Origin of the sequence: Streptomyces lunaelactis (assembly GCF_003054555.1) — a bacterium.
GTDB lineage: Bacteria > Actinomycetota > Actinomycetes > Streptomycetales > Streptomycetaceae > Streptomyces > Streptomyces lunaelactis.
In genome coordinates this window covers 2,615,944-2,641,100 of sequence record NZ_CP026304.1, presented here as the reverse complement: position 1 = coordinate 2,641,100, position 25,157 = coordinate 2,615,944, and the positions used below count along the sequence as shown (strand labels likewise).

The 25,157-nt window shown below is 68.5% G+C and carries 32 protein-coding genes and 1 tRNA gene; 12 read left to right on the top strand and 21 right to left on the bottom strand.

What is annotated here, in order from left to right:
* Positions 1–103: 103 nt before the first annotated feature.
* The 6 genes from SLUN_RS12010 to SLUN_RS11985 all read left to right on the top strand — a co-directional run bounded on the left by SLUN_RS12010 (position 104) and on the right by SLUN_RS11985 (position 4,551).
* Positions 104–541, top strand: a complete 438-nt coding sequence (locus SLUN_RS12010; RefSeq protein WP_108148481.1) for a DUF3052 domain-containing protein — start codon at positions 104–106, stop codon at positions 539–541.
* A 125-nt stretch (positions 542–666) separates the two neighbouring features.
* Entirely contained in the window at positions 667–1,125 is a 459-nt protein-coding gene (locus SLUN_RS12005; RefSeq protein ID WP_108148480.1) for a peroxiredoxin, read from the top strand.
* A 154-nt stretch (positions 1,126–1,279) separates the two neighbouring features.
* Positions 1,280–1,855: a TerD family protein gene (locus SLUN_RS12000; protein ID WP_108154687.1), complete on the top strand. Its 576-nt coding sequence runs from the start codon at positions 1,280–1,282 to the stop codon at positions 1,853–1,855.
* Between the two features lie 88 nt (positions 1,856–1,943).
* Entirely contained in the window at positions 1,944–2,519 is a 576-nt protein-coding gene (locus SLUN_RS11995; RefSeq protein ID WP_108148479.1) for a TerD family protein, read from the top strand.
* A gap of 69 nt (positions 2,520–2,588) precedes the next feature.
* Positions 2,589–3,716 carry a DUF475 domain-containing protein gene (locus SLUN_RS11990; protein WP_108148478.1) on the top strand — a complete coding sequence of 376 codons (1,128 nt, stop codon included), beginning with the start codon at positions 2,589–2,591 and terminating at the stop codon, positions 3,714–3,716.
* Positions 3,717–3,813: 97 nt separating this feature from the next.
* Entirely contained in the window at positions 3,814–4,551 is a 738-nt protein-coding gene (locus SLUN_RS11985; RefSeq protein WP_108148477.1) for a TerD family protein, read from the top strand.
* Positions 4,552–4,573: 22 nt separating this feature from the next.
* On the opposite strand, the gene SLUN_RS11980 is transcribed toward SLUN_RS11985, so the two are convergent.
* Positions 4,574–5,401, bottom strand: a complete 828-nt coding sequence (locus SLUN_RS11980; RefSeq protein WP_108148476.1) for a TerD family protein — start codon at positions 5,399–5,401, stop codon at positions 4,574–4,576.
* A gap of 176 nt (positions 5,402–5,577) precedes the next feature.
* Here SLUN_RS11980 and SLUN_RS11975 point away from each other — a divergent pair, with 176 nt between their 5' ends.
* The 3 genes from SLUN_RS11975 (at position 5,578) to SLUN_RS11965 (ending at position 10,138) form a co-directional block, all read left to right on the top strand.
* The gene (locus tag SLUN_RS11975; RefSeq protein WP_108148475.1) at positions 5,578–6,744 is read left to right on the top strand and encodes an HpcH/HpaI aldolase/citrate lyase family protein; all 1,167 of its coding nucleotides are present in this window, start codon (positions 5,578–5,580) and stop codon (positions 6,742–6,744) included.
* Between the two features lie 107 nt (positions 6,745–6,851).
* Positions 6,852–9,314: a phosphoribosyltransferase gene (locus SLUN_RS11970; RefSeq protein WP_257153913.1), complete on the top strand. Its 2,463-nt coding sequence runs from the start codon at positions 6,852–6,854 to the stop codon at positions 9,312–9,314.
* A complete protein-coding gene (locus SLUN_RS11965; RefSeq protein ID WP_108148473.1) occupies positions 9,311–10,138 on the top strand; it encodes an HAD family hydrolase in 828 nt (275 codons plus the stop codon). Before SLUN_RS11970 ends, SLUN_RS11965 begins: the two co-directional genes overlap by 4 nt.
* 15 nt (positions 10,139–10,153) lie before the next feature.
* Here the strand turns inward: SLUN_RS11965 and SLUN_RS11960 are convergent, their stop codons facing one another.
* From SLUN_RS11960 to SLUN_RS11945, 4 genes are all read right to left on the bottom strand, one after another.
* A complete protein-coding gene (locus SLUN_RS11960) occupies positions 10,154–10,372 on the bottom strand; it encodes an FmdB family zinc ribbon protein (protein WP_108148472.1) in 219 nt (72 codons plus the stop codon).
* A 9-nt stretch (positions 10,373–10,381) separates the two neighbouring features.
* On the bottom strand, positions 10,382–10,993 hold the full coding sequence (locus SLUN_RS11955) for a DUF4383 domain-containing protein (protein ID WP_108148471.1): 612 nt from the start codon (positions 10,991–10,993) through the stop codon (positions 10,382–10,384).
* Positions 10,994–11,149: 156 nt separating this feature from the next.
* A complete protein-coding gene (locus SLUN_RS11950; RefSeq protein WP_108148470.1) occupies positions 11,150–12,523 on the bottom strand; it encodes a hypothetical protein in 1,374 nt (457 codons plus the stop codon).
* A gap of 71 nt (positions 12,524–12,594) precedes the next feature.
* Entirely contained in the window at positions 12,595–13,389 is a 795-nt protein-coding gene (locus SLUN_RS11945; RefSeq protein WP_371413909.1) for a DUF4097 family beta strand repeat-containing protein, read from the bottom strand.
* Positions 13,390–13,564: 175 nt separating this feature from the next.
* Between SLUN_RS11945 and SLUN_RS11940 the strand changes: the two genes are divergently transcribed.
* Positions 13,565–13,639, top strand: a tRNA-Val gene (locus SLUN_RS11940).
* 68 nt (positions 13,640–13,707) lie between these two features.
* On the opposite strand, the gene SLUN_RS11935 is transcribed toward SLUN_RS11940, so the two are convergent.
* From SLUN_RS11935 to SLUN_RS11880, 12 genes are all read right to left on the bottom strand, one after another.
* Complete coding sequence (locus SLUN_RS11935) at positions 13,708–14,862, bottom strand: tyrosine-type recombinase/integrase (RefSeq protein WP_108148468.1); 1,155 nt, start codon at positions 14,860–14,862, stop codon at positions 13,708–13,710.
* Positions 14,862–15,050, bottom strand: coding sequence for a helix-turn-helix domain-containing protein (locus tag SLUN_RS11930; RefSeq protein ID WP_108148467.1), 189 nt, complete (start codon positions 15,048–15,050; stop codon positions 14,862–14,864). Before SLUN_RS11930 ends, SLUN_RS11935 begins: the two co-directional genes overlap by 1 nt.
* Positions 15,047–16,438: a replication initiator protein RepSA gene (repSA, locus tag SLUN_RS11925; RefSeq protein ID WP_306610688.1), complete on the bottom strand. Its 1,392-nt coding sequence runs from the start codon at positions 16,436–16,438 to the stop codon at positions 15,047–15,049. Before repSA ends, SLUN_RS11930 begins: the two co-directional genes overlap by 4 nt.
* Complete coding sequence (locus tag SLUN_RS11920) at positions 16,435–16,758, bottom strand: hypothetical protein (protein ID WP_108148466.1); 324 nt, start codon at positions 16,756–16,758, stop codon at positions 16,435–16,437. Before SLUN_RS11920 ends, repSA begins: the two co-directional genes overlap by 4 nt.
* A gap of 5 nt (positions 16,759–16,763) precedes the next feature.
* Positions 16,764–16,946: a hypothetical protein gene (locus SLUN_RS11915; RefSeq protein ID WP_108148465.1), complete on the bottom strand. Its 183-nt coding sequence runs from the start codon at positions 16,944–16,946 to the stop codon at positions 16,764–16,766.
* A 90-nt stretch (positions 16,947–17,036) separates the two neighbouring features.
* On the bottom strand, positions 17,037–17,357 hold the full coding sequence (locus tag SLUN_RS11910) for a SpdD protein (RefSeq protein ID WP_108148464.1): 321 nt from the start codon (positions 17,355–17,357) through the stop codon (positions 17,037–17,039).
* A gap of 23 nt (positions 17,358–17,380) precedes the next feature.
* Positions 17,381–17,539 carry a hypothetical protein gene (locus SLUN_RS11905; protein ID WP_107084747.1) on the bottom strand — a complete coding sequence of 53 codons (159 nt, stop codon included), beginning with the start codon at positions 17,537–17,539 and terminating at the stop codon, positions 17,381–17,383.
* 17 nt (positions 17,540–17,556) lie between these two features.
* Complete coding sequence (locus SLUN_RS11900) at positions 17,557–17,748, bottom strand: mobile element transfer protein (RefSeq protein ID WP_108148463.1); 192 nt, start codon at positions 17,746–17,748, stop codon at positions 17,557–17,559.
* A gap of 9 nt (positions 17,749–17,757) precedes the next feature.
* Positions 17,758–18,411, bottom strand: a complete 654-nt coding sequence (locus SLUN_RS11895; protein WP_108154685.1) for a DUF2637 domain-containing protein — start codon at positions 18,409–18,411, stop codon at positions 17,758–17,760.
* 78 nt (positions 18,412–18,489) lie between these two features.
* A complete protein-coding gene (locus tag SLUN_RS11890; RefSeq protein ID WP_108148462.1) occupies positions 18,490–19,848 on the bottom strand; it encodes an FtsK/SpoIIIE domain-containing protein in 1,359 nt (452 codons plus the stop codon).
* 2 nt (positions 19,849–19,850) lie between these two features.
* A complete protein-coding gene (locus SLUN_RS11885) occupies positions 19,851–20,189 on the bottom strand; it encodes an SCO3933 family regulatory protein (protein WP_108148461.1) in 339 nt (112 codons plus the stop codon).
* Positions 20,190–20,328: 139 nt separating this feature from the next.
* The gene (locus tag SLUN_RS11880) at positions 20,329–21,108 is read right to left on the bottom strand and encodes a GntR family transcriptional regulator (protein ID WP_108148460.1); all 780 of its coding nucleotides are present in this window, start codon (positions 21,106–21,108) and stop codon (positions 20,329–20,331) included.
* An 18-nt stretch (positions 21,109–21,126) separates the two neighbouring features.
* Here SLUN_RS11880 and SLUN_RS11875 point away from each other — a divergent pair, with 18 nt between their 5' ends.
* Positions 21,127–21,591 carry an NUDIX hydrolase gene (locus SLUN_RS11875; RefSeq protein WP_108148459.1) on the top strand — a complete coding sequence of 155 codons (465 nt, stop codon included), beginning with the start codon at positions 21,127–21,129 and terminating at the stop codon, positions 21,589–21,591.
* Entirely contained in the window at positions 21,588–21,797 is a 210-nt protein-coding gene (locus tag SLUN_RS11870) for an e9imm peptide (protein ID WP_257153708.1), read from the top strand. The genes SLUN_RS11875 and SLUN_RS11870 overlap by 4 nt, the downstream gene beginning before the upstream one ends.
* 466 nt (positions 21,798–22,263) lie before the next feature.
* Here SLUN_RS11870 and SLUN_RS39420 read toward each other — a convergent pair whose 3' ends face one another.
* The 4 genes from SLUN_RS39420 to SLUN_RS39415 all read right to left on the bottom strand — a co-directional run bounded on the left by SLUN_RS39420 (position 22,264) and on the right by SLUN_RS39415 (position 24,886).
* A complete protein-coding gene (locus SLUN_RS39420) occupies positions 22,264–22,431 on the bottom strand; it encodes a hypothetical protein (protein WP_159100233.1) in 168 nt (55 codons plus the stop codon).
* Between the two features lie 228 nt (positions 22,432–22,659).
* Positions 22,660–22,911, bottom strand: coding sequence for a hypothetical protein (locus SLUN_RS11865; RefSeq protein WP_108148457.1), 252 nt, complete (start codon positions 22,909–22,911; stop codon positions 22,660–22,662).
* 13 nt (positions 22,912–22,924) lie between these two features.
* Positions 22,925–24,280: a S8 family serine peptidase gene (locus tag SLUN_RS11860; RefSeq protein WP_108148456.1), complete on the bottom strand. Its 1,356-nt coding sequence runs from the start codon at positions 24,278–24,280 to the stop codon at positions 22,925–22,927.
* Between the two features lie 228 nt (positions 24,281–24,508).
* Positions 24,509–24,886: a hypothetical protein gene (locus SLUN_RS39415; RefSeq protein WP_159100232.1), complete on the bottom strand. Its 378-nt coding sequence runs from the start codon at positions 24,884–24,886 to the stop codon at positions 24,509–24,511.
* Positions 24,887–25,157: the final 271 nt, after the last annotated feature.

The following is a 25,157-nucleotide window of genomic DNA, read 5'->3' as shown; positions in this document are numbered from 1 at the left end:
GGCCGGGTACTTGCGCGATCCGTCCCGCCCGTGTGGACTACGGCCAACGCCGCGCGTACGCGCGCGGCTGCAGCATTTTCCGAAAACGATCAGGAGGCAAGCCGTGAGCGCGACCGCGGACCACGCGGAGGAGCGGACCAACCCAGCCGCAAGGCTGGGGTTCGAGCCCGGACAGGTGGTCCAGGAGATCGGCTACGACGATGACGTCGAGCAGGAGCTCCGTGAGGGCATCGAGGCCGTCACAGGCCAGGAAATCGTCGACGAGGACTACGACGACGTCGCTGACGTCGTGTTGCTGTGGTTCCGGGACGAGGACGGCGACCTTACGGACGCACTGGTGGACTCCATCGGTCTGATCGACGAGGGCGGAGTCGTCTGGCTGTTGACGCCCAAGACCGGCCGTGACGGGTATGTCGAACCAAGCGACATCAATGAGGCCGCCCAGACCGCGGGACTCTCCCAGACCAAGAGCATCAACGCCGGCAAGGACTGGACCGGCAGCAGGCTGGTGACTCCCAAGGCGGCGAAGTCGAAGCGCTGAGCCGCAGCAGCAGGCCCCGGGCCCCCGCCGACGCACGTCGGCGGGGGCCTTCTTTGTAGGCTGTGGCGGGCACCTTTGTAGGGTGTGGCGGGCACCCGAACGGCCCAGCGAAGGGAAGCATCGTCATGGCGATCGAGGTCGGCACCCAGGCCCCGAATTTTGAGCTGAAGGACAACCACGGCCGCACCGTGAGGCTCGCCGACTTCCGTGGCGAGAAGAACGTGGTGCTCCTCTTCTACCCCTTCGCCTTCACCGGTGTGTGCACCAGTGAGCTCCGCGCGCTCCGCGACGAGCTGCCCGCCTTCGTCAACGACGACACCCAGCTGCTCGCCGCCTCCTGCGACTCCATCCACACGCTGCGCGTCTTCGGCGAGCAGGAGGGCCTGGAGTACCCGCTGCTGTCGGACTTCTGGCCGCACGGCGAGACCTCGCGCGCGTACGGCGTCTTCGATGCGGAGAAGGGCTGCGCGGTGCGCGGAACCTTCATCATCGACAAGGAGGGCGTCATCCGCTGGACCGTCGTCAACGGTCTGCCGGACGCCCGCGACCTCAACGACTGCATCAAGGCCCTGGACGCCCTCTGATTCACTGGGCGCCCCCCGCGTGAAAGGGTGTGGGGTTTCAGGGGCAGCCCCCTGAAACAGCACAGCGCGCGGGAACCGGTCACTAGGATCGATTCGTTGATCCGATACCAACGCACTACGGGGGCGCTGCCCCTGAAACCCAATGGAGGGACTCGTGGGAGTCAGCCTCAGCAAGGGCGGCAACGTCTCGCTGACCAAGGCCGCACCCAATCTGACCGCGGTCATCGTCGGTCTGGGTTGGGACGCTCGTACCACCACCGGTGGAGACTTCGACCTCGACGCCAGCGCCCTGCTGACCAACACCGAGGGCAAGGTCGCCAACGACTCGAACTTCGTGTTCTTCAACAACCTCAAGAGCCCGGACGGCTCCGTCGAGCACACCGGTGACAACCTCACCGGTGAGGGCGAGGGCGACGACGAGCAGATCAAGGTCAATCTGGCCGGGGTCCCCGCCGACGTCGACAAGATCGTGTTCCCGGTCTCCATCTACGAGGCCGAGAGCCGCCAGCAGTCCTTCGGCCAGGTGCGCAACGCGTTCATCCGCGTCATCAACCAGGCCGACAACACCGAGCTCGCCCGCTACGACCTGAGCGAGGACGCCTCGACCGAGACCGCGATGGTCTTCGGCGAGCTCTACCGCAACGGCGCGGAGTGGAAGTTCCGTGCCATCGGCCAGGGTTACGCCTCCGGCCTGCGCGGTATCGCGCAGGACTTCGGCGTGAACGTCTGAGCCAGCAGCATCTCCGCTTCCGGCGCCGCACACTTCCGTGCGGCGCCGGTCGTGCCTTTCGCAGTACGTCACCCAGGGGAGGACCATCATGGGCGTCACGCTCGCCAAGGGAGGCAATGTCTCCCTCTCCAAGGCCGCACCGAATCTCACGCAGGTGCTGGTAGGGCTCGGCTGGGACGCGCGCTCCACCACCGGCGCACCCTTCGACCTCGATGCCAGTGCACTGCTCTGCCAGTCCGGCCGGGTGCTCGGCGACGAGTGGTTCGTCTTCTACAACAACCTCACGAGCCCCGACGGCTCCGTGGAGCACACCGGTGACAACCTCACGGGCGAGGGCGAAGGTGACGACGAGTCGCTCGTAGTGGACCTGCCCAAGGTGCCGGCTCATGTCGACAAGATCGTCTTCCCGGTCTCCATCCATGAGGCCGACAATCGTGGCCAGACGTTCGGGCAGGTCAGCAATGCCTTCATCCGGGTGGTCAACCAAGCGGACGGCCAGGAGCTCGCCCGCTACGACCTGAGCGAGGACGCCTCGACCGAGACCGCGATGATCTTCGGTGAGCTCTACCGCTACGGCGGCGAGTGGAAGTTCCGCGCCGTAGGGCAGGGGTACGCGTCGGGGCTGCGAGGCATCGCTCTAGACTTCGGGGTCAACGTTTCGTAAAGCCGCGCACTGGAATGGGGAAACCCGGACTCGGTGGGGGGCGACCCGTACTAACACGATTGGGTACCAGTGGTTCTGAAAACCTTCGGCTGGTCGTTCGCGGTCACCGCGCTCGGCCTGGTCGCAGCGGTGCTCTTCGGCGGGTGGACCGCGTTCGGGATCGTCCTGATCCTGTCCATCCTCGAGATCTCGCTGTCCTTCGACAATGCGGTGGTCAACGCCGGAATCCTGAAGAAGATGAGTGCCTTCTGGCAGAAGATCTTCCTCACGATCGGCGTACTCATCGCCGTGTTCGGTATGCGACTGGTCTTCCCTGTCGTGATCGTCGCCGTCAGCGCCAGTATGGGCCCGGTGGAGGCCGTCGACCTGGCGTTCAACGAGCCCGAGCGCTATGAACAGTTGGTCACCGACGCGCACCCGTCGATCGCGGCGTTCGGCGGTATGTTCCTGCTGATGATCTTCTTCGACTTCATCTTCGAGGACCGTGACATCAAGTGGCTGGGCTGGCTGGAGCGCCCGCTGGCCAAGCTCGGCAAGGTCGACATGCTGTCGGTCTGCCTCGCCCTGATCGTCCTGCTCGTCAGCTCGATGACCTTCGCGGTCAACGCCCACCAGCACGCCGGGCACGCGGACAAGGCCCAGACGGTGCTGGTCTCCGGTATCGCCGGTCTGATCACGTATCTGGTCGTGGGCGGGCTCTCCGGCTTCTTCGAGAACAGGCTCGAGGAGTCCGAGGAGCGCGAGCACGAGGCCGAGGAGGAGGCCAAGAAGGCCGGCAAGCCCGCCTCGGCCGCGGTGATGGTGGGCAAGGCCGCGTTCTTCATGTTCCTCTACCTCGAGGTCCTGGACGCGTCCTTCTCCTTCGACGGTGTCATCGGCGCCTTCGCCATCACCAACGACATCGTGCTGATGGCGCTCGGCCTCGGCATCGGCGCGATGTACGTCCGTTCGCTCACGGTCTACCTGGTCCGCCAGGGCACCCTGGACGACTACGTCTACCTGGAGCACGGCGCGCACTACGCGATCGGCGCGCTCGCCGTGATCCTGCTCGTCACCATCCAGTACCAGATCAGCGAGATCATCACCGGCCTGGTCGGCGTGATCCTGATCGCCTGGTCGTTCTGGTCCTCGGTGCGCCGCAACAGGGCGCTCGCCGCCCAGGGAATCGACCCACAGGAGGCTCCTCCCGGGGTGTGACCCGGCAAGGATTGAGGAACGCTCTGAGCGGGGCGGCTCCGAGGCACCGGCCTCGGCGCCGCCCCGCGGGGTTCATCGATGCATGTGGGGGTGGGGTATGGCCTTCTGGGACAGCCTGTGGCGGGGCAGGTCGGCGCAGTTCGACTCGGGGAGCGCCGCGAGCAATTCGATCGCGCTGACCAAGCGGCACCCGTCGATCTCGCTCACCAAACAGGGTGCGGCCACCGGCAATCTGCGCGTCAATCTCTCCTGGCGGATGCGTACTTCCGACATAGAGGGCAGGTCGAAGCAGAGCGGCAGGCTGCTGCGACACCCCTTCAAGCTCTTCCAGCCCGATGTGGTCCAGGCGCACACCCAGGGTGTGGTCAATGTGGACCTGGACCTGGGCTGTCTGTACGAGCTGACGGACGGCAGCAAGGGCGTGGTGCAGCCGCTGGGCAGCTTCTTCGGCGGCATCAACGAGCCGCCCTATGTGAAGCTCAGCGGCGACGACCGCTTCGGCTCTCCCTCGGGCGAGACGATCTACGTCAATCTCGACCACCGTGAGTCGATCAAGCGGCTGCTGTTCTTCGCGTACATCTACGACCAGACACCGGCCTTCGACCGTACGCACGCGCATGTGACGCTCTACCCGAGCAACGGCCCCCGGGTCGAGATAGAGCTCGACGAGCGCGCGCCACAGGCCCGTTCCTGTGCACTGTTCTCCATGGAGAACGTCAAGGGCGAGCTGATCGTGCGCCGCGAGGTGAAGTTCGTGTACGGCTTCCAGGCGGAGCTCGACCGGCTGTACGGGTGGGGCCTGCAGTGGGGGCGCGGCTACAAGAACCGGGTCTGAGGCGGGCGCGGCCGCCGGTGCCTCAGGGGCGTACGAACTGCGGGCCCATCGGCGGCAGCCGGAAGTTCGGGTCCGGAGCGTATGCGGCCGCGGCGGCCGGCTGCGGATAGCCGTACGCGGGCGGGGGCGCCGTGGCGGGCTGCGGATAGCCGTAGCCGGGCTGGGGCGCCGTGGCGGGCTGCGGATAGCCGTAGCCGGGCTGGGGCGCCGGGGCCGGCTGCGGGTACCCGTACGCGGGCCCGGCCGGCGGCTCGGACGGCTCGGGCCGCGGCTGGGCGGACGGCTCGGCGGCCGCCTCCGCCTCGTCCACCGAGATACCGAAGTCCGTGGCCAGACCGACCAGGCCGGTCGGGTAGCCCTGCGCCACCGCGCGGAATTTCCAGCCCTCTCCGCGCCGGTAGAGCTCGCCGCAGATGATCGCCGTCTCCTCGCCGGTCTCCGGCTTCACATCGAAGACGGCCAGGGGCTCGCTGTCGGCCAGGGCGGCGTCGTAGAGCAGTATCCGAAGATCTCGGACATGCTGAAAGGAGTCGCCGTCCGAGGAGGCGGCGAGTACCACCTGGTCGACCGACGGGTCGAGGGCGGCAAGATCCGCCTCGACGGTATCGGTCAGATGCTCGGCGATCCGCTTCTTGGGCAGCCGTCGCACCAGCCCTGAGGGATGGCGCGGCTGGTTGTAGAAGACGAAGTCCTCGTCGGAGCGCACACGGCCGTCCTGGCCGAGCAACAGGGCCGAGGCGTCCACATCAGGGACCCCGGCGCCCGGGGTCCAGCGCAGCACGGCCCGTACGGCCATGGCATCGAGAGGGACGTTCGAACCCTTCAGCATCGCGTGCGTCATGCCGGTCATCCTGCCTTCCCGGTGGCCGTCCGGACAACGCGGGGCCCTTGTCCTAGGGCCAGGACATGGGCATGGTGCAAGCGGGTTACCTGGAATTCATAGGCTTGGGGAACTCTTGACACACAGTCGTACGTACTATTACCGGCCACGTCAGTTGGGCCACCAAGGCAGTACGGGGGAAACAAATGCGTCACTTCGGACATCTCTCGCCTGCTGTCCGTGACAGCCTCTTCCATCGCGAGCCGTGCGAATTCAGCGCGGACTCACCGGCCCGCACACTCGCGACGGCGCTCGGCGCAACCCTCTACAGCCCCGCAACGCGGCCGAACCTCGCCGGCGATGTGCTGAAGCTGGTCGGCCGCGGAGTCGTCTCGATGGTGCTCTGCCTGGAGGATTCCATCGACGACGCGGATGTCGCCGAGGCCGAGGAGAACCTGGTCCGGCAGTTCGCCGATCTCGACGCGCTCGGCGGGGAGCTGCCGCTGCTGTTCATCCGGGTCCGTGAACCTTCGCAGATTCCGGATCTGGTGGAGCGGCTCGGACCCTCCGTCCGGCGACTGTCCGGATTCGTACTGCCGAAGTTCACGGAAGAGCGCGGATCGCTGTTCCTGGAGGCACTCGCCTCCGCGGAAACGGCGAGCGGACACCGGCTCTTCGCCATGCCGGTACTGGAATCTCCCGAGCTGCTCCACCTCGAGACCCGCACGGAGTCGCTCGCCGGGATCGCCCGCACCGTCGACAAGTACCGCGACCGGGTGCTGGCGCTGCGGCTGGGCGTCACGGACTTCTGCTCCGCCTACGGGCTGCGCAGGGCACCCGACATGACCGCGTACGACGTCCAGATCGTCGCCGCGGTCATCGCCGACGTCGTGAACGTACTGGGCCGCGCGGACGGCACGGGCTTCACGGTGACCGGTCCGGTGTGGGAGTACTTCCGGCTCCAGGAGCGCATGTTCAAGCCCCAGCTGCGCCGGAGCCCCTTCATGGAGGGCCGGGCGGAGGAGCTGCGCACCACGCTCATCGAGCACGACCTGGACGGCCTGCTCCGCGAGATCGAGCTGGACCGGGCCAACGGTCTGCAGGGCAAGACCTGCATCCACCCCTCGCATGTGCTGCCCGTGCACGCACTGTCCGTGGTCAGTCACGAGGAGTACAGCGACGCGCAGGACATCCTGCGGCCGGAGCGGGGCGGCGGAGGCGTGCTGCGTTCCGCGTATACGAACAAGATGAACGAAGTGAAGCCGCACCGCGCCTGGGCCGAGCGCACGTTGCTGCGCGCCGAGGTCTTCGGGGTGGCCAAGGAGGACGTCGGCTTCGTGGAGCTGCTCACGGCCGGGCTTCCTGCCGCATGACGAGCGAAACGACGAGCGAAACGACGAGCGAAATACCGAGCGGGATACCGAGCGGGATACCGAGCGAAACGACGAGCGAAGTGACGACGGGAGAGACAGTCGACGTGGTGTGGTCCGGAGCGTGGGTGGCTGAGCGGCTGGGCGTCGGGCTCGTCGGAGACGAGGAGCTGGACGACCTGCTGGGACTGGCCCTGCGCCGCAACCCCCGGCGGGCGCATCTGCTCGTGTCGAACGTGCTCGGCAAGCATGTGCCGCAGAGCCCGGCGGTGGTGTACGGCGCGGGGTTCGGCCTCGGTGAGCGGGTCCGCGAGCTGCTGGGCGACGCGGCGGCGGCGCGGGCGGTGGTGCTCGGTTACGCGGAGACCGCGACCGGCCTGGGCCACTCGGTGGCGGACGGGGTGGGCCTGGCGCCGTATCTCCACTCCACACGCCGCCCGGTCGAGGGTGTGGAGCGGGCGGGGGGCTTCGAGGAGTCCCACTCGCACGCGACCTCGCACCTGCTGCTGCCGGAGGACGCGGCCCTGCTGGCAGGCCGGGGCCCGCTGGTGCTGGTGGACGACGAGTTCTCCACGGGCAACACGATCCTGAACACGATCAGGAACCTGCACGAGCGGTATCCGCGAGAGCGGTACGTGATCGTGGCCCTGGTGGACATGCGCTCACCGCAGGACCGGGCCAGGCTGACGGATTTCGCGCGGGAGATCGGCGCGAGGGTCGACCTGGTGGCCCTCGCGTCGGGGACGGTGCGGCTGCCGGACGGCGTGCTGGAGAAGGGCCAGGCGCTGGTCGCGGAGTTCGAGGCGACGGGCGGTTCGGCCGCCGCCGCGCCCGCGGGCGCCGCGGAAGCGGTCGGCGGCGAGCAGGTGCGTGACCGCGCTGCGACGGACGCCGCCGCGCCCGTGCGTGTCGACCTGGGCTGGCCGGCCGGTGTGCCCGACGGCGGGCGCCACGGGTTCACGCCCGCCCACCGCGAGCAGCTGGAGGCCGCGCTGCCGCGCATGGCGGCGCGCGTGGCCGAGGCGCTCGGTGAGCGGGCCACCGCGACCCCGCCCCGCGTACTCGTCCTCGGCTTCGAGGAGTTGATGTACGCGCCCCTCCGGCTCGGCACCGCCCTTGAGCGCCTCCTCGATGCCGACGTCCGGTACTCGACCACCACCCGCTCACCCGTGCTCGCCGTCGACGACCCCGGCTACGCCATACGCAGCCGGCTCGTCTTCCCCGCTCACGACGACCCTGCCGACGGCCCCGGCGAGCGGTACGCCTACAACGTCGCGGGCGCCGGCTTCGACGCCGTCGTCGCTGTCGTCGACTCGGCCGCCGACACCCCCCGACTGCACGCCCCCGACGGCCTGTTGGCCCAGCTCGCCGCGCACATTCCGCACGTCGTCCTGGCCGTCGTGCCGAGTTACGTACCTGAAAGGGCTTTCATGCTCCCCGAGCCCCTCCGCGGCCCCGCCTTCTCCTCCTACGCCCCCGAAGACGTCGGCTGGCTGCTCCAGGACCTCTCCGAGGCCGAGCTGGAGGCCCCGACCGAGGAACGCGAGGAGGCGATACAGAGCGGTGGCGCGCACTACGCCGAGTCGCTGCCCGTCGAGTACCAGCCGAGCGCCGAGTACCAGGAGCTGTTCAAGGCCGCCCTGGACACCTCCGCCGCCCGGATCGCCCGCGCCGTCGGTACCGTCACCGAGACCGTCCTCGCCGAACGCTCCCCGCGCCCCGTGCTCGTCTCGCTGGCCCGGGCCGGCACCCCCGTGGGCGTACTGATGCGCCGCTGGGCCCAGCACCGGCACGGACTGGACCTGCCGCACTACGCCGTGTCCATCGTGCGCGGCCGCGGTATCGACAGCAATGCCCTGCGCTGGCTCCAGCAGCACCACGACCCGGCCGACGTCGTCTTCGTCGACGGCTGGACCGGCAAGGGCGCGATCACCCGCGAACTGGCAGAGGCGCTGGAGGAGTTCGCCGGCTTCAACCCCGAGATCGCGGTCCTCGCCGACCCCGGCGGCTGCGTCGGCACCTACGGCACCCGCGAGGACTTCCTCATCCCCTCCGCCTGCCTCAACTCCACTGTCTCCGGCCTGATCTCGCGTACGGTCCTGCGCGCCGATCTCGTCGGCCCGCACGACTTCCACGGCGCGAAGTTCTACCGCGAGCTCGCCGACGGCGATGTCTCGGAGTACTTCCTGGACACCGTCGCCGCCCGCTTCGACGAGGTCGTGGAAGCCGTCGACGCCGAGGTCAAGGAGCTGCTCTCGGCGGACCGCGCCCCCACCTGGGAGGGCTGGGCGGCCGTCGAGCGGATCAGCGAGGAGTACGGCATCCACGATGTGAACCTCGTCAAGCCGGGCGTCGGTGAGACCACGCGCGTACTGCTCCGCCGCGTCCCCTGGAAGATCCTCGCCAAGCGCGACGCGGGCGCCGACCTCGACCATGTCCGGCTGCTCGCCGAACAGCGCGGCGTACCGGTCGAGGAGGTCGACGAACTCCCGTACACCTGTGTCGGGTTGATCCACCCCCAGTACACCCGCGGAGCCACCGGCGCGGACGGCAAGGCGGTGTCGGCCCTGTGAGCACCACGGTGAACACGCTCGTCGCGAGCGATCTCGACCGCACGCTCATCTACTCCACCGCCGCGCTCGATCTGCGCATGCCGGACGCGGAGGCCCCCCGACTGCTCTGCGTCGAGGTGTACGAGAGCAAGCCGCTGTCGTACGTCACCGAGACCGCCGCCGGACTGCTGACGCGGCTCGCCGCCGACACCGTCTTCGTGCCGACCACGACCCGCACCCGTGAGCAGTACCACCGCATCCATCTCCCGGGCCCCGCAGCCGAGTTCGCGATCTGCGCCAACGGCGGGCACCTCCTTGTCGACGGCGTCTCCGACCCGGACTGGCAGCGGCAGGTCGCCGCCAGGCTCGCGGACGAGTGCGCTTCGCTCGACGAGGTCCGCGCCCATCTCCTCGCCGCCGCCGACCCCGCCTGGCTGCTCAAGGAGCGGATCGCCGAAGACCTCTTCGCCTATCTCGTCGTCGAGCGCACGCTGCTGCCCGAGGGCTGGGTGAAGGAGCTCGCCGAGTGGGCCGAGGGCCGCGGCTGGACCGTCTCACTGCAGGGCCGCAAGATCTACGCCGTACCGCAGCCGCTCACCAAGAGCGCGGCGGTGCGCGAAGTGGCCCGCCGCACCGGGGTGGAGCAGATCCTCGCCGCCGGCGACTCGCTCCTCGACGCGGATCTGCTGCTCGCCGCGGACCGCGCCTGGCGGCCGGGCCACGGCGAACTCGCCGACGGCGGCTGGACCGCCCCGAACACGCATGTGCTCCAGGAGACGGGAGTCGCGGCGGGCGAGGAGATCCTGCGCCGGTTCGGCCTCGCCGCGACACCGCCCGGGGCCTGAGCGGGACCGGACCCCTCAGGCGCAGCAGCCGCCTCCGCAGCAACCCCCGCCCCCGCCACCGCCGCTGCTCGGGGCGGGCGCGGACTTCGTACCGCCGACGGCGACGGCCGAGAGCAGCTTGACCGTGTCCGGGTGACCCGCCGGGCAGCTCGCCGGGTCGGAGGAACGGGCCATCGGGCGGTTCACTTCAAAGGTGTCGCCGCAGCTCCGGCAGCGGTATTCATAACGAGGCATGGCCTCAGGTTAGGCCCTGTCCGGCCGATCCTGCCGGGCGTCGCCGCCTTCCTGCTCCTTCGCCCGGTCCAGCGCCGCCCGCCGCGTAGCCGCCCGCTTGACGTTGCGCTGCTCCTTGGCGGCCTCATCGGGATGGCGGGCCTTCCAGTACGGGTTGTCGTGCGGAAGCGTCGTACTGACCCGTCCGTACATCCCGAAGAACATCAGCATGACGCCCACGACAAAGCTGAACAGCACGTTCTGGATCTTGAAGGCGAGGGGGTTGAAGGTCGTGTCCAGCAGGGCGAGGTTGATGAAGCCGCTGAGGATGAACAGGACGCCGAGGATCATGTTCAGCGACGATGCGAAGTTGCCGCCGATGACCATCCCGACGAAGAGCAGCACGCCCACGCAGATGGAGAGCACGCTGAGCGCGCCGTTCGTGTTCAGGCCGGCGACGGTGTCGCCGCCCGTGTCGAAGAAGCCGATCCTGTCGATCAGCCCGAGGATGCCGAAGGCGAGCAGCACCAGACCGGTCAGCCCGGCGCCGATGCGGTAGACCCGGCTGAGCCGGTGGTCGACGGGAAGATGCTCGTCGAGCATGGTGCGGTGGGGCTTGGGGTGCAGTACGTGTGTGGCCATGTCCGGCCTCCTTTGGACGTACTCGTACTCCCTCAGGATGCGGCGGGGCGCGGGACCGTACAAGCGCAGGCTCGACCGGTTCGGGGCGCGGGAGGTACGGCCCATGACTCGGGCGCGCGGGCTCACGGCTCGCCGGACGTGGATCGTGCTGTGGGCTCAGGAGGCGCCCGCGCCCAGGTCCTCGCGGATCTGCTCGACCACGTGCGCCACCGTGCGCCGCACCGCCTCGGTCTCCATCAGAAAATGCCAGTAGTCGGGGTGCCGGCCCTCGAGCCCCGCGACGGCCCGCTCCAGCCGGGCCACCGAGTCGTCCAGCGGCCGTGCGTGGCGGGGGTCCGGGGTGTTGCGCCCGGCCATGGCGAGGCGCTGCGCGTCGCGGATCGCGAACCGGGTGCGCTCGATCTCGTGCTGCGGGTCCTTGGCGACGGCGTTGAGCCGCTGCAGCCGGTCGCCCGCGGCCGAAACCGCCTCATCGGTGCTGTTCAGCAGGGCTCGGACCGTACTGAGCAGGGCTGTCGCATCCGCCCACCGCTGCTCGTCGCGCGCCTTGGCCGCCTCCTTGAGCCTCTCCTCGGCCTGGTGGACGCTGATCGCCGCCTGCTCGGGGACGGGCTGCAGATCCTGCCAGCAGGCGGCGGTGAAGCGGCGCCGCAGCTCGCTCAGGATCGGCTCGACGGAGCCGGCACGGTTGGTGAGGGCCTGGGCGCGCGTACGCAGCGACACCAGGCGCTTGTCGGTCTCGGTGGCGCGTTCGGGCAGCCGCTCGGCCTCGGCCCGTACGCCCTCGGCGTCCCGCAGCACCCGGTCGGCGCGCTGGAGGGTCTCGGCCACGCCGTGGCGCCCGGCGCCCTGGTTGAGCATGGTCAGCTCGGGCCCGAGGGCGGCGAGGCGGGCCGCGAGATCGTCTGCTCGCAGTCCGGAGCTCCGCGCCGAATCGAGAGCATTGCTCGCGGAAAGGAGCGCCTGTCGCGCCCGCTCCACGGCGGGCGCCAGCCGGGCGAGCTGCGTCTCCGCCTTGTCCAGCAGCGGCCCGAGCCCCTGCGTGAACCGGTCGAGCTCGCCGTTGACCCGCACGAGATCGTCCTTGGCCCGCGTCAGCTCACCGCGCGCCTGGGCGGCCACCGAGGCTTCCAGATCGTCGCGGTCGAGATCATGCGCGTCGACGGCGGTGATGTACGCGAGGCTCACCTCGTCGATCCGCCGCCCCAGCGCCGCGAAGTCGTCCACGGCCCGGCGCGCGCCCGGCGAATTGTCCACCGCCGTGATCGTCTCTATCGAGATACGGAGATCACGCTGGGCCGTGTCCAGCTCGACGAAGGCAGCGGCGGCGGCGTCCTTCGCGGCCTGCGCATCGGCCCGCTGGCTCTCACCGCGCCCGCCGAACCAGCGCCGCGTACCCCCGCCGGCGACCGCGCCCGGCAGCGCCGCGACGACCAACGGCAGAGGCAGCAGCATCAGCACCAGGACATCGCGGACGGCACTCGCACTCGCTTTCGCTCTTGCGTGCGGCTGCGCGTGTGTCGCCGTCACATCCCTCTCCCGTGCTGATTCGCCCTGCCCGGTTCATTCTCCCACCAGGTAAGGACGAACACACGGGTCGGTTAGTTCGCGCTTCGTACAGTGACTTTGCCGTTGTCACTTCGGGCGGTGACGATGTGCGCGCTGCCCCCGTCGGTCGGCACATCGACATCAACATCGCCGTTGCTGCTCTTGGCCGTCACGGCGTACGGGGCCCCGGCGCGCGGCAGCTCGATGACGACCTCCCCGTCGTCGCTGACGGTGTCGACCCGGTCGGGCACGGCGCTCAGCCTGAGCTGAACCGACCCGTTGTCCGACTGCGCGGTCACGGTCTTGGCGGTGACGCGATCGGTGACGATCTCCCCGTTGTCGCTGCGCAGCTCGAGGGGCCCGCTGGAGTCCCGTACCGTCACCTCGCCGTTGTCGGACCGGATCTTCAACGCGGTGTCGAACCCGCCGGCGGTCACGCTCCCGTTGTCGTCCTCGACGGTGACGGCGACGCCGCGCGGAACTTTCACGGTGTGCCGCGACGCGCACTCACTCGCGACGGCGTCGCACGTGACGCGGAAGGTTAGCTTCCCGTCCTTCATGTTCCAGGAGGCCTCGGGGCCGTTCCCCATGAACACCCACCCGTCGACCTGCCGGGTCACCTGCACGTCCAACACATCGGCGGGGACGAGATCGATGTCGGAGCTGTCGGAGTCGATGGTCAGCGTCTTCCCGGCCAGGGGGAAGGACCGGGATTCGACGGGCGCGTCCCCGGCATCGGCGCCCCCGCACCCGGTGAGGACGACGGCCGCGACGAGGACACCCGAACCGACGACGATCGCACGGGCGGTGCGGGTGCGGGTGTTGGTGCGGAGTGCGGCCACGGTGATCGTTCCCCCCAGGTAGTGCTGCCGATGTGCACTCACCGTATGGGGCGGCGTGACGGGGGGGCGATCCGGACGCCCACCGTCTCGGGGGTGGGGATAGCCCCCGTACCTGGGGCGCCTGCCGGGAACGGGTTTGCAGGTGGGCCCTGGATGCCATGTACGCTGTTCCCTCATCCACGGGTGCGTAGCTCAGGGGTAGAGCGCTGCTCTTACAAAGCAGATGTCGGCGGTTCGAAACCGTCCGCGCCCACCAGCAAGAAGACCCCCGACCGGTCACGGTCGGGGGTCTTTTGCATCCACATCTGACATCAACGGGAGCGGTCAGGAACGACCGGGCCGCTGCCTGAGCAGCCGGTCCATGTGCCCGATCGCCTCGCGCTGCGTGTCCTGCACGACGTGCGCGTAGACGTTCATGGTGACGGCGATCTGCGAGTGCCCGAGGATCTCCATGACGACCCGGGGCGGTACGCCGGCGGCGGTCAACAGCGTGGCCGTCCCATGCCTCGCGTCATGCAACCGAATCACCCTGAGGCCAGCGTCCTTGGCCACGCGGGTGAAGGACCGGTAGACGTTCCGCGGCTCGATGGGCCGCCCGGTCCGCGTGGTGAAGACGTACCCGGTCTCCTCCCACTTCTCCCCGGCCTTGACCCGCGCCTCCGCCTGCTTCATCCGCTGCCAGCGCAGGGGAGCGACGCAGATCCCGGGCAAGGGGAGGGTCTGCCGACGCCGCTTGCCCTTGGGGCCGTCCTCGTAGGCTTCGCCCCCAACGCGCTGCCGCTGAGTCCGGACCCGGATCTCTCGCTTATCCAAGTCCACGTTCTCCCACCGCAGGCCGACGATCTCGCCGCGCCGGAACCCGAGCGCGATAGCCAGCACGAACGCGGCGAACAGCGGGTCCTTCCGGCCGGCGGCGAGGAAGTCCAACGTCTCCTGGAGGGTCCACGGCGACAGCTCCCGATCCTCAACCTTCGGAGGCTCCACCAGCGTCACCACGTTCCGAGTGACCAACTCCTCCCGAACGGCCGCGGCGAGAGCGGTCCGCAGCACCCGATGCGACTCCTTGGCGGTCGCGGCGCTGGTCTTCTTCTGCAGCTGCACGAGGACCCGCCGAACGTCGCCCACGCTCAGCGATTCGAGCCGCTTCGACCCGAGCAGCGGCACCAGGTACAACCGGACGTGCACCTCATACTTCGCGTAAGTCGTCCGCTTCCGGTGCGGCTTGACGATGTTGTCGAGCCAGTACGGCAGCCACTCGGAGAGCTTGGCCGACCGCGTGGGCACGGGCACGCCTTGGTCCACTTTGGTGAGTAGGTCCCGACGCTTCACGTCGCACTCGGCCCATGTCTTGCCGTAGGCGAACTTCCGGGCCCGGGTCCCGTCGGGCTGGAGGACGTACACGGCGGCCTGGAAGCGGCCGTCCTTGCGCTGGGTGATGGTGCCGGCGCCGTTCGGGTTGCGCTTGCGCTGGGTGGCCATCAGGCGGCCTCTCCGATCTCGTGGTCGATGAACTCGCGGACGGCGTCGGCGGGGATGCGGCGGGCCCGGCCGATGGTGATGGAGACGAGCCGCCGCGACCGGATGAGGTCGTAGACGGTCGAGCGCCCCAGCTTGAGCCGCTCCATGACCTCAGGCACGGTCAGCAGCTCGGCGGTGGCGGTGGTCATAACGCGGCTCCTTCCAGGTCGTGTTGGTCGCGCAGGGCTTCGCGGGCGGTCTGCCGGTTGAGCTGGATGTCCCGGGCGATGGTGGCGGCCAGCACGGACTCCCCGGGGCTGTGGCCGTGGCCGGCGTACTGCCAGGAGGCGAGGGTGAGCACGGTGTCCGGCTCGGCGTCGGCGAGCCCGCGGGCTTCCCTCTCCTGGGCGGCGCGGTAGTCGGCGCGGGACTGGCGGAGGGCGCCGAGGGTGGTGGAGTACTGGCGGGACTTGGTCGAGAAGTGCCCGCGGAAGCCGAGCATGTGCGACCAGGCGGCGAGGCGGCGGTCCGGGTAGAGCGAGTCGAGATCTAAGCAGGCCCCGATCAGGCGGGCTGTGTGGTCGGGGACGTCGAGGAGGACCAGGGCTTCGCGGTTGCCGATCCGGCGGTCGAGGGTGCCAGTGTTCTCCGCAGCCTTGGTGGCGTACTTGGCCACGTACGAGGCGACGGCCTGTTCAGTGATGTCGGAGCCGTCCCCGAAGGCCTTGATCGGGCGTACGTCGAGCTGGGTGCCCCAGCGGAAGGTGCGGGCGGGCTGGTCAGCGGCGGCCGGGACGGTGATCGAGGTGTACACGTGGGCTACGGCGGCCCGGATCGAGCGGTCGAGGAGCTCCGTGCTGGCCCAGGAGGGTGGCGGGCTGAGCGGCCCGGTGGGTCCGTCGATGCGGATGACCGCGTGGAAGTGGATGGCGCCGCGCTTCTGGAACTCGGCGACCTTGCCGTAGGCGATCCGGGCTTCCTCCTTCAGCTCGCGCTGGGTCAGCCCCGAGTACGCGGCGATCTCGCGGCGCAGGCGGGTCGTGAAGCGCTGCCAGAGCTGTCCCGCGTGGTTGTTGAAGAGGACGGCGGCGGCGTAGTCGTAGGTGGACGGGTCGAGGGCGGTGCCGAGTTCGGGCGCGTCCTCCTGGTGGTGCTGGCCGCAGCGGCAGGGATGGCTGGCGGGGCGGTTGTGGACCGGGCCGAAGGACGGAGCGGTGAGGGTGGCGAAGACGCGGGGATGCTCGCGAACGGTGGCGGGGATATCGCGGCGGTCGTCTCCGGCCAGTCCTGCCCGGATGAGGTGGTAGGTGTCTCCGGCGTAGGTCCAGGCGCAGGCCGGGCAGCGGGAGGCTCGGCGGTTGCCACAGGCGATACGGAGGCGGGCACCGGGCTCGCTCTCCGTGGAGTAACGGTGCAGGATCTCGCCCGAGGTCCTGTCCTTGGTGACGGTCCAGCCGGTGATGTGGATCGGGTCGGAGCAGCCGCCCGTGCGGTGGATCTGGTCTTCCCAGCGGGCGTAACCGGGAGCCCCGGCCACCTTCAGCATGTCGCCGAGGAGGCCGGGACCCAGCTCCGCGACGGACGCGGGGTTGGTCACGCGCTCACCACCACGGAGGCCGGGGCGAAAACCGTGAAGACCTTGAGAGTGATCCGACCGAGTGGTGCAGTGAAGTGGAGTTTCCTTTCGCCCTTGTGGTCGGCGAGCTGCACGTCGTCGACTTCGGTGTGCGTAGCCAGACGCCAGGCTTCGAGGTCGGCAGGGCTGTCGAGAAGGACGCTTGCCTCGGTGGGGCTGATCTGGCTGGTGGTGATGTAGGCGCCTGGCAGTGTCGGGTGGAGCTCCGCCAACTGCGCAAAGGCCAGGAACGCAGCGGTCTGTGCGGTCAGCGGGTTCGTCATGTCGATGTCCGGCAGCATGGCGGTCACCGCCCGGCCGAAGTGATGACGAAGCGGAGGGCAAGGCGCTTGCCGGTGCCGTGGCAGGCCGGGCAGTGTGCGGTGATCGTGCGCAGGCGGCCGGAGCGGTCGCGGCCGCCGAAAGTGATGGCAACGGAGGCGTGGCCGGCGCAGTTCGCGCAGAGCTGTCCCAAAGCGTACTGAGTCATGCTTGTGGTTCCTTCCGGATCTCTTGGTTCGGGCAGGAGCGCGGCTCCGGGACGGCGGAAACTTGGCGGTTGAGGCCGTCCCGGGGCCGGTCAACGGCTCTTGAACTCCTGGCGCAGAGCGCGGACGAGGAAGAGCAGGACGACGGCGCTGACGGACAGGGCCACCGCGGTGACGGCGACGGCCAGGAGCAGCGAGACCGCGACGGAGGCCAGGGCGAGGACTCCGGCGACTCCGCCGGCGACGAGGGCGAGCGCGGTACCGGGCGAGTTCTGGACCAGGCCGCCGAGGGCGTTCGGGGCCGTGGTGGGCATCGGGGCCGGGATGGACCCTGCGTACTCGGCGGGCTCCGGGGTCGGGCGGATGGTCGCCGGGGTGTACGTGTCGGGGCTGGGGTACTTGGGCTTGAACACGGCTGTTCTCCTTCCGGGGCGGGCTACTTGTTGATCGCGGTGTCGATGGCGGGGGCGAGGAAGCTGTCCGCGAGGAGGAAGCCGCCAAGGAGGATCACGGCGACGAGCCACCAGGGCGGGCGGATGAGCTTCACGCCGAGGACTCCGACGGCGAGGAGGGCGAACCAGAGCGGTACGTCCATGACGTGGGCCTTTCGGGTCAGCTGACGCGGCAGCGGTGGGAGCGGGCGGCGAGCTGGGCGGCGGTCGACGAGCTGTAGTCGGAGGACCAGCCACAGGAGTCGGCGGTGCACACGGCGGAGTCCTTGGTGCGGCCGTACCGGTCGCGGTAGGTGCCGATCTGAACGGGGCCGATCTTCATCAGCGAGCGAAAGTTGATCCGGGCGGGCATCGGGCCTCCTCAGGCAAGCTGGGCGGCGATGGCCTCGGCCATCGGGGACGGGACGCCGAGCCGGGCGCGCAGGGTCTCGGTGTCGATGTCCGAGCCGGTACGGGTGCGGTGGTCGGCGGCGATCTTCTGGGCGTGGGCCACGAGGGCGGGCGGAGCGGTGACCGCAGGTGCGGGTACCGGTGCTGGGGCGGGAAGGGCGGGAGCTTGGGCGACCTGTACGCCGGGTTCTGTCTCCTGCTCGACCACAGGCAGGGGCGCCGGGGCAGGCTCCGGATCCGGGTCGCTGGGCGGCGTAGGCCTGTGGACCAGGAGCGTGCCGCCGAGGAAGGCGAGCGCGGGCCATCCGGCGACGAGGATGCGGAGCCAGTCCGGGACGTCGCCGAGGTCGAGGAGGCCGGCGGTGGCGACGTTCGCGCCGAGCGAGGCCGCCAGGGCGACGGCGAACCAGGACCAGGCCGACCGCGAGGGCTCCCCCGCGTCCCGCAGGGTGCGCAGGCGGTGCCAGGCGGCGACGAGGAGCAGGTCCACGCTGACCGGGTAGGCCCAGGCCTTCCAGCCGCGCTGTCCGGCGGCTTCGGCGAGGTCGTGAAGGTGGGCGAAGGACAGGGCTCCGGCGATGACGGCCTGGACGAGGACGGCGTCCGGGCGGACCAGGCGGGTCATGGTCTTCACCTCGATTCAGGCATGGGTCGGGTAGGGACGTGGCGCGAGAGGCCGCGCCAACCGGGTGGGACCACGTGCTTAGAAGGCACCTGCTGTGGCGCTCTTCGGCTGGACCTCGCCGACGAGGACGCGTACCGGGAGCGCGGGCCGGAAGCGCTCCAGCTCCGGGATGCTCGGGGTGCGGTGTGCGTGGGCGTTGCAGGTGTCCACGGCTTGGCGGAGCGTGGTGTGCGGGGCCCGGATGCGGGACCAGCCGCCGGAGGAGTCACCGGCCACGGCGGTACCGGGGCGGTCCTTGCCGATCTGGACGGCGGCGAGGACGGCGTCCGGGGAGATGTCCCCGAAGGCCATGTTCGCCGAGGTCTCGTCGTTGACGCGGTGGGCGGTGCGGCCGGTGAGCTGGGCGCGGAGCATCGTGATCCCCTTGCCGAGCTCGGAGCCGAAGCGCTGGCCGCAGATCTCCAGATAGATGCCGGCGGCGCGGCCGAGCTGCGCGAGGCGGACGAGGTCGGTGATGATCTGGTCCCGCCGGGCTTCGTCGGCCTTGACCGCGGCGAGGGCAAGCTCCGCGACTTCGTCCACCAGTAGCACGACGGGTACGGGACGGAGGTGCGCGGGAAGGTCCCAGATGTCGGCCGTGATCTCCGCATCCGGTAGGCCGACGCTGATGCGCTGTTCGGCCCGGATGACTTCGTAGACGCGGCCCATGTACTGGACGAGTGCGGCCAGCAGCTCAGCCGCTTCGACCGGGTTGTCGGCCAGGGCGGTGAACCGGGCAGCCAGCGGCGCGAGTTCGACGCCGTTCTTGCAGTCGATGCCGACCAGGGCGACATTCCGCGGTGCGAGCCCGGCGACAAGCGTGCGTTGGTAGACGGACTTCCCGGATTGGGTCGCTCCGACGTTCAGGGCGTGCGGAACTTGCCGGTAGTCACGGTGGTGGACCTCCCCGTCCTCCCGCAGGGCCACCGGCACCCGGAGCACCCCATCGGGGACGGCGGCCGGCATGCGCACCCGCTTGAGTACGTCGTATCCGGTCATCCGCAGCTCGACGACGCCGGAGCGGATCTCTCGCGAGACGACGTTGTGGAGGGCGAAGGAGTGCCGCAGCCGGTCGGAGGAGGCGGAGAAGTCGAACGCGTCCTGCCCCGGCCGGAGTTTCAGCCGCAGAACCAGGCCGGTCGAGGTGGGCCGTAGCCGCAGAATCCGCGGCGAACGGTCTTCGGGGGAAGGGCGGTTGGTGACCCGGGCGAGCGTCAGCCGCCAGCGGGCGGGCGGGACGGTGAGCCCGCAGGCGTCCATCACCGAGCGGTAGCGGATGAGGACGCGGATCGTCGCGAAGGTGACCCCGAAGGTTAACCAGTACCAGGTGGGCCGCAGCCAGCGCAGGACGAGTGCGACGGCCGAGACCACCAGCAGCGTGACCCATAAGGCGTTCACGCTCAGCCCTCCTTGGCCAGCGAGGTGACGGCGACGGCACGGAAGCTGATCCCGTGGCGCTTCTGGCCGTTGAACTCGTTCTCCCACGGGCGGGCGACCAGCCCGGTCAGCGCGACCGAGGTCCCCATCACCAAGTCACCCGTGATGCCCGGGGCCGGGACGGCGATGGAGAGGACCTCCGCCTCGCCGTTCGCGGCGAAGAGTACGTCCACCGTCATCATCTGGGCGCCGGTGTCGGCATCGGTGGCGATCTCACCGGTGCGACGGTCCTTGATCTTCACGGCCGGGGGCTGGGCCACCATCACCAGGGCGGCGGAGGTGTCAACGGGAATCTGACGCACAGCAGATCACTCCTCTATAGCGGTGGGACTCCGTCACTCATGTATAGGAGTGGCATGAAGAAGAGTGCCTGACTCCTATACATGAGTCAACCCGCCGCGAAGAGAAACTCGCAGCGGGCTGTGGAGAGTTGAGCGGGCGTCAGTCGCGCGCGGGGATCCGGTACTCAAAGACGAACTGGTCAGCGGCCATGAGGGTGTCGCAGACCTCCACCACTCGGCCTTCCTCCGTGACAGCGTCGCGAAGCAGATGCACCACCGGGGCGCCGGGGCTCAGTGACAGCTCGGTCGCCTCAGCCTTGGCGGCCGGCCGGGCCTGGAGGGTCTCCACGTACTCGGCGAAGACGTGACCGTGGTCCTCCAGCCGTGCATAGATCCCGCCAGGGCCGGGGTTCTCGGCGAACAGCTCCGGGATGTCCTTCACGACGTCCCAGGGCAGGTACGAGGTAGCCGTCTCCACCGGAGTACCGTCCCGGAAGTACAGCCGCCGCCGGGCAAGCACCTGAGTCCCCGCGGTGACCGCGAGCCGCTCCGCGATCTCCTCCGGCGCCTCCATGGGGCCGATGAACAGCACGCTCACCTTGGCCTCAGCCCCGGACTGGGCGGACTCGGCGAGGTACGCAGCCCTGCCCTCCTGCCGGTGCGTGCGCCGGAAGCGGTCCGAGGACCGGTGCCGTACCGGCGGCCGGGCCTTCACGATCGAGCCCTTCCCGTGCCGGGTTTCCACGAGCCCGCTGGCCCGCACCTCCACCATCGCCTTGCGGATCGTCCCGCCTGCCACGCCGTAGCGCTCCACCAGCTCCGACTCGCTCGGCACCATGTCGCCGGGACCCAGCACCCCGGCCCGGATCTGCTGGACGATGTCGTCGGCGATCTGCACGTACCGAGGTACGGCCCTGCCACCTCCTACTGCGGTTCCCATAGTCCTTCTCTTCCTCCTATGCTCCTGTACATGAGTACGGGTTCCCCGCAGCACAAGTCAACGCCACTGCACTCCGTGTCCGTAGCCGGGGCAGTGCTGCGCGAGGACGGCCGGTTCCTGGCGATCCGTCGGGTGGACAACGGGACTTGGGAACTGCCGGGCGGAGTCCTCGAACTCACCGAGTCCCCGGAGGCCGGCGTACGCCGCGAGGTCCTGGAGGAGACGGGCATCCACGTCGAGGTGGACGAGCTGACCGGGGTCTACAAGAACACGTCCCGAGGCATCGTCGCCCTGGTCTTCCGCTGCAAGCCGTCCGGCGGAACCGAGCGCACCTCGGAGGAATCGACCGCGGTCGCCTGGCTCACCCCGGAGGAGGTATCCGAGCAGATGTCCGAGGTCTACGCGATCCGCCTCCTGGACGCCCTGGACGAAGCAGGCCCCCACGTCCGCAGCCACGACGGCCGGCAGCTCCTCACGGCGTGACACGCGACGAAGCTGTAGCCCTCGTTGCACGACTCATGGACGGCAGCATCACCGACGGGGGCGAAGCCGACGCAGCCCTCGACGCCCTCAAAGCGGGACTGGGATGTCCCCACATCAGCGACTACATCTACTGGGACTTCGACCCCGAACTAAGCGCCGAAAAGATTGTGGACCGAGCCATGGCCTACGAGCCCTTCGCGCTCTGATCCGGGCGGCGCGGTAAGAGTTTCCCTACTTCATCAAGGCACCCGCCGCGCACGCGCGGCGCGTGCGGCCCGTCGCCCGGGCCTGCGCTCCTGTCTGCGCCCCGCTCCAGCCCGGCCGCCGACCGCACGCCTACGGCTCGGGTTGATGGGCAGCCCGTGTGGGCCTACAGACACGGCAACCGTCACATGGCATGCGTGGCCGGGAGCGCTGCCGACTGCGGCCGGGACGAGGTGCCAAAAGACGGCCAGCGGCGAGGGAGGGGTGGCCTCTTACGCACGGCTGGCCGACCGCCAGGCCTGAGTCGGGCCGGGCGCCGTACCCCCGCCGTCACGGATGACGGGTGCGTGAGGCGAACGCACCACCGGGAATGGGCGGGCGGGGAGCAGCTGCTGCCGCGATGTGGTGCCGGCCGGTGTGGTCGCTCCGCGTCGGTACCGGTCTCGTCGTGGCTTGGGAGCGTGTCGTTCAGCCGAGCTTGCCGAAGGACGCGAGGATCAGGAGTCCTACCACCGGCGCGGCGATAAATACGAAAATGCCCAGCTTCTGGACCCGGCGCCTCTCGGCTGCTCTCTGATCCGCCTCGTACTGGTGCATACCCCGAGCAACTGCACGCGCTATCTGATCTTCATCCATCCCGTCCCCCTGGATCTTGTTCCTGTCGTGCCCCTACCGTGCCCGATCAGTCGGGAAGCCGCGGGGAAACACGGTATTTAGCAGTCACGTGAACGAGACGGGCCCCCGACCAGACTGGCTGGTCAGGGGCCGTTCATCTGCGGTGGGTGTGGGATTTGAACCCACGGTGACTCGCGCCACGACGGTTTTCAAGATCGAATACCCCAAGAAGGCAGCGCCGCGTCGTTCTCAGAGGTAGGGGGAGATCCTCGGATTGGCATAGACCCCTTCTACGCCCTCCGCCCCATCTCGGCCTTCGAGGCGAGCCGCAACGCGCTCTACCACCAGAAGTACATAGAGTCCCCGGTCCGCATCGAGCGGCACCAATCCGTACTCCGCATCCACCTCATCAGGCGATAGCTCCAGCCTCTCCAGGGCATCCGAGTACGTGATACCAGAGGGTAGCCTCACAGTAACGAGAAGTTGTCTGGTCTTCGACATGCTGCACCGCCACTTAGATGGACTGGAGCTGCTGGAGGGCCTCCAGAAGCCCAGGCACATTGATGGTGCCATATCCATAGTCGTCGCTGAAGCCTCGACGACTGGGATCATGGGCGGTGCGCTGGAGCAGTGCCCGCATCTCTTCGGGACTGAGATCTTTCGCGGACCATGCGGATCGCACCGCAGCGACCACACCAGCCACGACGGGGCAGGCCGTGGATGTGCCGGTGTCGGCCTTCCCCACGCCGTATGCCTGAGAGCCAAGGAAGTGTGTGTACCCACACAGGTCCGGCTTGCGGCGGGCGAGCCTACCTGGCCCCTGCGACGAGTACCCCAACCGCCCTCCCTTCGCCACGTCCACCCCTCCAATCGAGAGGGCTTGCGGATGAGAGTTAGCACCAACGATAGGTCGAACACTGTAACCACATTGGCGATCCGGACATTCCCTTCCGCAGTTCCCTGCTGCAAACAGCACATCGGCGCCGGCATTCGCCAGTTCGGCAACAGCCTGATTGAAGGGGTGCGCAAGGCTGTCCGAGTAATTACCAGGATGCCCAGGGGGGAAGTCCCAGCTCGGCGTATACGGACCCCAGCTATTACTAACGACGAGAGAGCGGTTATTCTCCGGCATCAACTCAAGCGTGGATCGCAGGTGTGCGTACGCCGCAATCGCATCGGACAGATAGCCTTCCATTACAGTCTGTTCCCTGCGCCGAGACAGCAGTACGGGCACATCAAGAAGGTGCGCGCTCGGCGCGGCGATAAGAACGTTGAACGCGCACATTGTGCCGTGATCAACGGGAAATCTTCCGGGAAGATGCGGGACACTGGACGGACTCCAGCTGCGATCTTGATCGACAGTAGCTGCAGTCACACCAGACGATCCCAGGTGCACAAGGTTGATCCCGCTGTCAACCACGGCAACGGCGACAGAACTCCCATCCAGTCCCTGCTCGTGGAGTTTGGTGACATGCAGAACGCTGGCCACGTCATTCCATGTGCCGACCGGATGATCAGGACACGTGGGTAGTGATTCAATTACCGCGTCAGCGAATACGCCCACAATGTTGGGCTGCTGCCCGGTGAGGGCTGCCAACCGCGGCCCCGACTCCTCATCTGAGATCTCCCCGCGAACCAACACGCTCGCATCGACTGGCTCCCAAGAAAAGTCCAACGGCTGCCTCATTGACAGCGGGTCGCCGTCCCCCGACTTCGGAACCGGCTTCGGCATCGCTACAGGGAGATATGACGAGTCCAGGTCGATTCCCGCGAGATCGCCGGCCACGTCAGCAGCGGTCTGCTTGCCCGGCGAGTCGATGACGGCGGCGGTAATATCCGGAGTTGGGTGAACCTGAATGAGAACGCGCATGGGCCTCACTACCTAGAGCGAAGTGAAGGTTTCACTCACAGAGTCGCCCACGGGACCAGCCCCCGCCACTTATGCAGGCCAAGCGATTGCCCCTTAGTTGCTACCTGTTATACAGCTGGAGCCGTGCGCATCAGCCATCGACAGGGGGAAACGAGAGTTACGCCCCTGACATCCGCACCCGGATCCCGCCCCAAAGGTGCTCCGCCGGCCCAGTGCCAATTTTCAACCTTAACAGTTGGCCTGCTGCAACGCCGATCTGGCCGCCTTGTATTCCTTTTGCGCGCCTTTGACATTTTTCGTGATGAACGCCGCCGCAGTGCCAGTAACGGCTGCGCCAGCCAAAGCCACGATTTGTTGAACTCCCGCCTGCCCATCCCAGATCCGCCACAGAGATCCGATCAGCAACAGAACCGTCGCTAGCGACAGGAGAGCGAGGTAGGACTGATGCAAGACCATAAACCGAAGCTGAAGTCGCACTTCGCGATTCAGGAAGGCACAGTACGCAGGATTGGCATTTTGTCCCGCTGCGAGTTCAGGAGTACCCACTGCCGCCTGCGCGTACATCATCAATTCATCACGCCAAACATTCACGTCACCGTCTGACATCGAGCCTACCCTTCCTCGATCTCGCCCCCATCTCGGCTATGGTGCATCAAAGATCTACAAGCTAATCTGAGGCCGACTCGGGACCACTCAAATTGGTGAGCATTCTATGGCAAATAGATGCATCTTCCTGAACACTCGCTTATCCCTTCGCGGGTCAACCGACTACATCCCCTGGCACTTCTCGCCGCAGCAACGCGGTCTGGTTTCGGCCCGTCACGTCACGCCGCGGATGGACACTCGGCGTGGCAGGAACACCCTGGCGGAGTCCAAA